This window comes from Gilliamella sp. Fer4-1, from assembly GCF_001690515.1.
In the GTDB taxonomy this organism is placed as follows: Bacteria; Pseudomonadota; Gammaproteobacteria; order Enterobacterales; family Orbaceae; genus Gilliamella; species Gilliamella apicola_C.
Window position 1 is genome coordinate 1 of record NZ_LZGZ01000289.1, and the last position, 8290, is coordinate 8290.

Annotated in this window: 10 protein-coding genes; 5 read left to right on the plus strand and 5 right to left on the minus strand. The window is 30.9% G+C overall.

What is annotated here, in order from left to right:
• Positions 1 to 63 precede the first annotated feature (63 nt).
• The 5 genes from A9G30_RS09920 (at position 64) to A9G30_RS09940 (ending at position 4801) form a co-directional block, all read left to right on the plus strand.
• Positions 64 to 1392 carry a hypothetical protein gene (locus tag A9G30_RS09920; RefSeq protein ID WP_065588847.1) on the plus strand — a complete coding sequence of 443 codons (1329 nt, stop codon included), beginning with the start codon at positions 64 to 66 and terminating at the stop codon, positions 1390 to 1392.
• Between the two features lie 12 nt (positions 1393 to 1404).
• Positions 1405 to 2172 carry a histidine phosphatase family protein gene (locus A9G30_RS09925; protein ID WP_081295803.1) on the plus strand — a complete coding sequence of 256 codons (768 nt, stop codon included), beginning with the start codon at positions 1405 to 1407 and terminating at the stop codon, positions 2170 to 2172.
• A gap of 196 nt (positions 2173 to 2368) precedes the next feature.
• Complete coding sequence (locus A9G30_RS09930; protein WP_065588848.1) at positions 2369 to 2908, plus strand: methylated-DNA--[protein]-cysteine S-methyltransferase; 540 nt, start codon at positions 2369 to 2371, stop codon at positions 2906 to 2908.
• 277 nt (positions 2909 to 3185) lie between these two features.
• Positions 3186 to 4307 (plus strand): hypothetical protein, encoded by a 1122-nt coding sequence (locus tag A9G30_RS09935; protein WP_065588849.1) that lies wholly within the window; start codon positions 3186 to 3188, stop codon positions 4305 to 4307.
• A 41-nt stretch (positions 4308 to 4348) separates the two neighbouring features.
• The gene (locus A9G30_RS09940; protein ID WP_065588850.1) at positions 4349 to 4801 is read left to right on the plus strand and encodes a hypothetical protein; all 453 of its coding nucleotides are present in this window, start codon (positions 4349 to 4351) and stop codon (positions 4799 to 4801) included.
• A 162-nt stretch (positions 4802 to 4963) separates the two neighbouring features.
• Here the strand turns inward: A9G30_RS09940 and A9G30_RS09945 are convergent, their stop codons facing one another.
• From A9G30_RS09945 to A9G30_RS09965, 5 genes are all read right to left on the minus strand, one after another.
• Positions 4964 to 5263, minus strand: a complete 300-nt coding sequence (locus A9G30_RS09945; protein ID WP_065588851.1) for a hypothetical protein — start codon at positions 5261 to 5263, stop codon at positions 4964 to 4966.
• Positions 5264 to 6123: 860 nt separating this feature from the next.
• Entirely contained in the window at positions 6124 to 6477 is a 354-nt protein-coding gene (locus tag A9G30_RS09950) for a hypothetical protein (protein WP_065588852.1), read from the minus strand.
• 137 nt (positions 6478 to 6614) lie between these two features.
• Positions 6615 to 7286, minus strand: a complete 672-nt coding sequence (locus A9G30_RS09955) for an SMI1/KNR4 family protein (protein WP_065588853.1) — start codon at positions 7284 to 7286, stop codon at positions 6615 to 6617.
• A gap of 130 nt (positions 7287 to 7416) precedes the next feature.
• A complete protein-coding gene (locus A9G30_RS09960) occupies positions 7417 to 7806 on the minus strand; it encodes a DUF1161 domain-containing protein (protein WP_065588854.1) in 390 nt (129 codons plus the stop codon).
• Positions 7807 to 8049: 243 nt separating this feature from the next.
• Positions 8050 to 8290: integrase core domain-containing protein (locus tag A9G30_RS09965; RefSeq protein ID WP_141672076.1), on the minus strand; the 241-nt coding region annotated here is incomplete at its 5' end.

Genomic DNA, 8290 nt, shown 5'->3' on the forward strand with positions numbered 1-8290 from the left:
GCATTGTTCTCCGATTTAGCATTTAGGTTTTTTTAAATATAAAAATAAGTTAGGAAAATAACAATGAAAATAAAATATCTAATAATGATGTTAATAGGGATACCAAGTTGTTCCACATTTGCAAATGAAGCCATGAATAACTCAATCTTAGATAATGCATTTTTTAAAGATTCTAAATTTGGTTTTTCAACTCGTAATCACTGGAAGTATTTAAAAGAAAATGCCGCCCAACCAAAAGAAGTTCATAGTGCTTGGGGGCAAGCATTTACTTTTGATTATAAATCAGGCTATTTACTTGATATAATTGGTTTTGATATAACATATAGCAATATAATTAAGTTAGGTGCGAGCGATTATTTTGCGACCCGTAATTTACTGTATAATGATGGTAAAAGCTATAACAAACACCATGCCCACGGCTTTAATAAATTTACCCAACGTTATGCAAAAGTTAAACTGGGCAATGACGCCGTTAATTTCAATGGTAAAGCAGGTTGGCATAGTCTGAAAGATTTAGGTGTAATTAGCTCAACTCAGCATCTGACTCGGAATAGTTATCTTGGTTATAGTGGTATTTTTAAATATGATAATATTTACTTTTCATTAGCTTATATAAATAGCACCCTACCACGAGAATCCTCTAAAAAATTACATTTTTTAACGAATGACCGTAAAAAAGTCATTAATAATATTTCCACAGCAGAAATTGCTTACAAAGATAAAAATATCACTTTAGATTATTCTTATGGCGTTGCCAAAAATTACCTAAGACGCCATGCAATTGAATTATCCTATAAGCCAATACAAAAACTTATTTTAGGCGGACAATTCTATGGTAGCTATGCACTTGATAATTATAATGCGATGAAACAAAACAAAAAAGAGTTTGAAGATCATGCTTGGCATTATGCAACTGATGTTGAATGGAAAGAGCAAGATTGGAGTGTCAAAGTTGGATTGGCTTATACCGATGCCAATAAACACAATGCTTTAGGTCATTATAATCGACATTTAGGCAAAAATACGCGGGCGCGTTTTAATGGCCTTGCGGCTGCAGGCGCAGATTATATGCGAGACGGGGAGCTCGTGCTAACCACCGTAATGAGTTACGATTTTGTTAAAGATAATAGTACAGGTTTATATATGAATTATGGACAATTTAACTATAAACACAATACATTAAAAAATGGCGAAATAAACATTTTTGATATATGGAAACCAACCAGTGGCATGTTTAAAAACCTTTCTATTTTATCTAAAGTGGGATATGGATGGTCTTATAAAACAGTGAGCGCATCAGATATTACGCCAAAACTTAGACATGGGAAATACCAGCGCTCACCTACACTTTCGGCAGAAACCGTTATTGATTACCGATTTAACTTATTATAAATGAGGAAAAAAATGAAAAAATTTATTATATCAATCACTACAGTAATAATTTCGATATTAAGTGTATCACAAGCTTTTGCTGATGACGTTTATCTTTATGTCACACGTCATGGCAAAACCATGTTCAATAATGTGCACCGTGTTCAAGGTTGGTCTGATACGCCACTAACAAAACCTGGGGTTGAAGTTGCCGAACAGCTAGGGCGAGGTCTAAAAAATGTCAAATTTATAAGCGCCTATTCAAGCGATTTAGGACGAGCACGCCAAACCGCCCGTATTGTTTTAGAATCTAAAGGCGATACAACAATTAATATTAATGAAATGGAAGGATTACGCGAAACCTGTTTTGGCGATTTTGAAGGTGATCTCGATCCTAATATGTGGAACCCTGCAGCCAAACATTTAGGTTATGCCTCAGATAAAGATCTTATGGCAGATATGGCAAAAGGCAACATCAAACTTAACAAGATGCTTGATGCTATCGCTGTTGTCGAAAAGTCTGGCGAAGCTGAAAATTATAATAAAGTCAAAACACGTATGCAAGAAGCATTAAAAACGATTGCTGAATCAGCCAAAGCGCAAGGTGGTGGTAACGTGCTAGTGGTATCACATGGGCTAGCAATCATGACAATGGTTGAAGAATGGTTAGATAAACCGATTACTGAAGGTTTAGGTAATGCTAGTGTTACTAAAATTCGCTATACAGATGATGGAAAATTTATTGTCGAAAGTTTAGGTGATATGAGCTACGTCGAAAAAGGTAAAAATCAGACTAACTAACTTTATCCTAAGCAACTTCAGTTTAAATAACTTCAGCCAAAAACTTTAGGCTAAATAGCTTTACAATATATGGCTCACTAATGAGCCATATTTTTCATTGCCATTTATTCGCAATATTATTAAATAAATTTGTAGTATTTATCACCATAAACAAGCATAATTTGCCATTATTTTATCAGGCATTAAGGAGGCTAATATGTTTTATGTATGCCAATATTCATCACCAATGGGGCATATTACCCTAGCCAGCCAGCAAGATAAACTTGTTGGAGCATGGATTGAAGGACAAAAATATTTTGGTGATATGATAACTGTACAAAAAGAAGAAAAGCCTAATTTACCCATTTTTAATTCTACCCAAAAATGGCTTGATGATTATTTTTTAGGGAAAAGACCGAATCTAAATAGACTAGAACTTGCGCCCAAAGGTACACCTTTTCGTCATTTAGTATGGGAAATTTTATGCAAAATTCCCTATGGTGAGGTTGTTACTTACGGCGACATTGCAAAACAGATAGCGTTACAAAACCACCAAGCAAGCATGTCAAGCCAAGCTGTGGGCGGTGCTGTTGGTCATAACCCCATATCAATCATTATTCCCTGCCATCGAGTTATCGGTGCAAATGGCAACTTAACAGGATATGCAGGCGGGATCGATAAAAAAATAGCCCTACTTAAATACGAAGGTATAGATACCTCTCAATTTCATCTTCCAACTAAAAGTACCGCCATTTAGAGAATAAAAATTGCACTAACTTAATATTCATTGTTTTTTAAAACACTTATTTTTATACTGAAATATGACACTACCTGAAGTTTCTTGATATGAAATAAATTTTTCGATGTACTCTTTTTAAAAGATTGAGTTCATTTGATATTAAAAAAATGGCTTAATTAGTTTATACTCAAACTCGTAAACATGACTAATTAAATCGATTAAATAATGATCGCAACTATAGAAATTAATTATTTAACCCACTCAAATTTAAAATAATACCTACGGATAGGGAATAATGAAAATTAAAAATATACCACTTGTTTTACTTTTAATACTCTCTTCTCCTGTATTAGGTTCAACCTATGTTTACAAAGGCCATATTGCCAATAAAGAAATAACGTTATATTCAGACAGCAATTTTATCAATGCTTTTTGGGTTGATAAAGATGATCATAAACAAATACAACACCCATTATCCTCTGATTGTAAGTTTATTAGCTCATGCGATAATGTAAGCAAGCAAACTGATTTAACGCTTTATGATGATACCGATATTTATATCGATAACAATACTAACCAAATAAAGTTTAAAGACTCAATCAGTTATTTTAAATTTAATCATATATGGGCAGAACAGAACAAGGCGCCAAAAATTTTTAACCAGAATTTGATGGGTTATTGGTTTGATGGCAAGAAAAACCAACAATATACGGTAACTTTACAAAAGCAATTTGAAATAAGTAATAAAAAAGAGGATGAATTTAATCATTTAGAATTATTACAATCTGATTCATCTGATAAAGCCTATTTTACTGCGGTATTATCGAAAAAAAAACAAGAAAAAATTAGACTGGTTGGTATTAATATTTATGCCAAAAATAACCATCAATTACTACAAAAAATAAGAAATTTAAATTATAGCTACAATTACTTTAACAGTATTGAGTTAAAAGATATCAATTTTGATGGCCAACTTGATTTAGCCATTAAAAAATATCCTTCACAGTCTAGATTAGGAGACAACGAAGATTACTATATTAATGTCAATGGTAAATTTGTTGCAACAAACTTATGGGGCAGTAATATCTATTTTAACTCAAAAGATAACACAGCTACGGGTCAAAAAGATTGTTACGATTATAATGAAAAACAACAAAAGATTTTGACAACAATACAAAGTATCTACCATTATAAAAAACACCAATATATCCATATGAAAAACAGCTGTCAGTTAAAAAATATTGATACCAACCAAGACAGACAATGCAATGACAATGAATATAATAATTGTTTGCTAAAAAGAAATAATATTCATTTTGATAATCCCCACTACATTGATGAGGATAATATACTCTATAAAAATATGGTATGGTATAAAGGTAAAATAATTGATGGCTATGTATATGATGATGATTAATTTAAATGGCTACAACTTAGTGTAAGATATATATTATAAAGATGAAAACATTACATATTGATCTTATTGATATTATTAATAATGGCGGCTTTTTAAAAAGCTTACCTTGTTTAAAAAGGGAGTCTTTGCTTCATCATTGCCAAATAGAAACAATGAAATCAGCAATTTTATACACGGCTAAAATAGGGATTTTTGATATCGAAATAGGCATATCCAAAAAAGGGGATAACAACTACGAACTACTTAACTTATCAGAGGATAAACAAGCCTTAAGTGATATAGCTATTGATGATAAAAATGGAATAATGAAAACCAATTTTAATGATTTGTTATCCTCTAATATCATTCAATCATTACCAAAGTATACAGTAAACCATATAGATGATATAGGACAAATTGAAATACTTTTCTACAGTGGAAGCACACTAATTTATCAAAATGCTAATTTACCGCCAGTATTGATATCAAACACGTTAACAGTGGAGATTTTTTAAATTTAAAATTCGTTAACCAACCATTAACATATTACCTAATCTATTGATTTTAAATTCTGTTAATAAACTTTGGTTTATTACGCTGACCAAAGTTCGCTATGACGAATAAGGTGAAGCAAGCAAAATGGATAAGCCAAACTAACTTGCATAGTTATTTAAATATTACAGTTCTATTGGATGTAATATCACTTTATCAGGCGTAGTAAAAAATGAGACATAAGCGCCAACTTCACATGTGTCAGATGTTTCTATAAAAACAATATCATTTGCAACTGACAAAACTAAAACCCCTTTATCTTCACAAGATATTACTTTTGCATTAAACACGATGTTGTTATCAATCAAATTGATGTAAGCTTCATGTTTTTTCCCAAGTGTTATATTTCTACCCCATTGAAAAAAATCGTTAATATCTAATTCAACATGATAAGCCACGTTTAATAATGGTTTATTTTCCCCCAAATAGCAACGTCATAACCTAAGTCAGATTCGAACTCAACTAAACGCTTGTCTATTCTATTTTTTAAAGTAATTTTCATTTTGGTAATACGATTTTAATCTCTCTATTATCAACATCTATTACACTAGCAAGTTGCATAAATTAATATTTCTTCATGATAAAAAGACTTTGTTGGCTGACTATTTTTTCATTGTAGAAAATGATACCGCTTGTTTTAGTCATTTATATTCAATAGATGTCATACTATCTAAACCCTTATAAGACATTTAGGTATTATAAATGATTCACCATTCTTCGGTTATTCTTCTTGCTTGATTGAGATTATTAACATCAAATTTGATGTAATCAATTAGTTTCGCACTCAAACGGTATAGAATCCTGAATATTTTTTATAAAAATATAAATCCCAAAAAAAATAAATAAAATCTTTAACGTAAAATTGATGAGTAAATGGAAAAATATTTAGGTATAGCTAATTTACATAATGGATAAAATGATATTGTTAACCTTGGTAGTAAGCATATCGGGTATACAAAATCAACAAAATACGGCAATTATGAAAAACGACTCTTGTATGATCCTTATATAATTAGCATCTAGATTTTCAATGCTTTAACAAAAATCGTTACTTGGACTTCTTTTAATATGGATATAATTTGGTGTTCTGTCATTTTTTCACAACTAAATCCGCTATTATTTCTACCATTGCTATTATTTCTACCATTAAAGATATTCTACTTTTAGCTGTACCATTTTAGGGAGGCATTACGTAAACTTGTGTATTAATATTTATCTGAATAGAGACTTAATTCCCAGCATTTACCTAATTTAGGTCTGATATTTTCACTATATTTAGTGGCAATTAATCCTCCTCAATGCATTTATCATTAATAATCGATAACACACTGAATTGATTAAACAGCTTTTTTAATGTGTTATATTTATCTAGTTTATCAACATTTTTCCCATTGATAAAAGAAGCTTCAATCAGTGTATTGAACTGTTTATATTCTTCATTCAACCACTCATTGGATAGTGAAATATAATTATCTTTAATAGTCAATTTATCCGCATAAGTTCCAGAGTAAGAAAAGTACACGCCAAAATAAAAACTATCATGTTCACAGCAAGTTATATCTAATTGACTATGCAAAAATTCACTTATTTCTTCTTTAGATTTATCACTACCGTATGTTACAAAGTATGATTTTTTCATTTATTACTCATCATATATCTTAGAAAGCCATGTTAAAAAAACACACAAGCTCAACTAACTTTGTTAAGAGGGATATGTGCTATTTCTAAGTGATTAATTCGCCATTTTAGGCAAGATCAAGCTAATAAATTTAACAATTATCCCAAAAGCCCTTCTTCTTTAAATTTAGCAAGCACTTCACGCCCTTTTTCAGAAAGCGCTAGTTTTTTAAGATAAATAGCAATCATGTTTTTTGGTAAACCAAAAAAAACTTTAGGATATACCAACCAAAAACCTAATGTTTCATCAGGAAAAGGAATGTTAGGATTATTATATTCATCTTCATCAGGATCATAATCATCCTCAACTTCACTTTTAATAATCATTGATAAAAAGGCATCAAACGAATTTGCAACAAACTTCAGATTAGTATTTTGTTCTAGATAACCGCCTTTTACAGACATATCAAAATAAAGATCATTCACTTCATGCTCCCAATAATAAACTTCGCCATTTGGGCTTAAGCAAAGTAAATCGCCGTAATTAAGCGTTGCTACGGCAAAATAATCCTCAGGTATCCTATTTAAATAGCCATGGTTGGTAGCCAATAAATCTTCTCTATCTTCCTTTGAAAAACCCAAAATGACCTCTAAGGGCAATGACTCGCCCTCACAATCAATACAGTAGTCAATATTGGCTTCATTATCAAAAACAACAACATTATATTTTTTCAAAAAATCAATATAAGTATTGCTTGAAGATATTTTTAATTTTAACGCTGAAATGCGTTTATCTATATTTTTAGGAACACTATATTTTGATTTAAACACTCTAACTCCTGAAATACTGCTTAATATAAAGACTGGCACGCCTACATGTTAAAAGTGATAATATGATTTGTGCCAATAAAATATCATTTAAAGCATATTAAAATTAATTTGCACTATATATATTTTGCTATTACTTTACTATGACAGGTATTGTTTGTGTTTTTGGGCTTGGTACTGACGTATCTATTTTTAACTCAGGTAGTTCAGCATTTTGGTCTGTTACTTTTGTTCTTGTCGATTTATTATTTACCTTTTTATTTGTAGATTTAGAGGATTTTGTTGATACACCATCTAAACGTACATAGAAGATATTCTTTTGTCCATTATCACAAAATCCAACGAGCTTTCCTTCATGCTGTTGTTGCGATTGATCGGTTGGCACGAGTTTCAATTGAAATTTAGCCTGATCAACACCGTTGTTTTTAATTTTTTCAGCAATTTTGCCACTCACTTCATCACAATTTGATGCTAAAGACAACATAGGCAATCCAAGTAAAAATATACCAATTATTTTTTTCATTCCTTTCATTCCTTTCTATGTAGTTTGATTAGTATGGGTATTATAACCTATTAGATAAATAGATAAACTGTATATTTTTATTCAATTATTTTCTAGCAAAGGCCTAGTTGGCCAGAATAAATCTAAAAAATCTTATATTTTATTAACCTTATTTAAAAAGATTTCATCTGCTGGATTTTCCTATGTTGTTTACGCATTGTAAATGTAAATACCCCAAACTTATTACACAACTCACGTAGAAAATCATGCTGCTTGTTTTAGTGTTTTATACTCAATCGGTGTCATGTTATTTAATGCCTCATGCGGTCTTTCGGTGTTATAAATCGTTAACCATTCTTCAGTTATGCTCCTTGCTTGCGCTAAGTTGTTAAAAAGATATAAATCGAGTACTTCAGTACGATAGGTACGATTAAATCGTTCAATATAGCCATTTTGATAAGGGCTACCGGGCTGGATATAATTAATGGTTATATCATGTGATTTA

Excerpts from the sequence above, each read along its gene's own strand:
- A9G30_RS09920 (WP_065588847.1), top strand. The coding sequence starts at position 64 with ATGAAAATAAAATATCTAATAATGATGTTAATAGGGATACCAAGTTGT.
- A9G30_RS09925 (WP_081295803.1), top strand. The coding sequence starts at position 1,405 with ATGAAAAAATTTATTATATCAATCACTACAGTAATAATTTCGATATTA.
- A9G30_RS09930 (WP_065588848.1), top strand. The coding sequence starts at position 2,369 with ATGTTTTATGTATGCCAATATTCATCACCAATGGGGCATATTACCCTA.
- A9G30_RS09935 (WP_065588849.1), top strand. The coding sequence starts at position 3,186 with ATGAAAATTAAAAATATACCACTTGTTTTACTTTTAATACTCTCTTCT.
- A9G30_RS09940 (WP_065588850.1), top strand. The coding sequence starts at position 4,349 with ATGAAAACATTACATATTGATCTTATTGATATTATTAATAATGGCGGC.
- A9G30_RS09950 (WP_065588852.1), bottom strand. The coding sequence starts at position 6,477 with ATGAAAAAATCATACTTTGTAACATACGGTAGTGATAAATCTAAAGAA.
- A9G30_RS09960 (WP_065588854.1), bottom strand. The coding sequence starts at position 7,806 with ATGAAAAAAATAATTGGTATATTTTTACTTGGATTGCCTATGTTGTCT.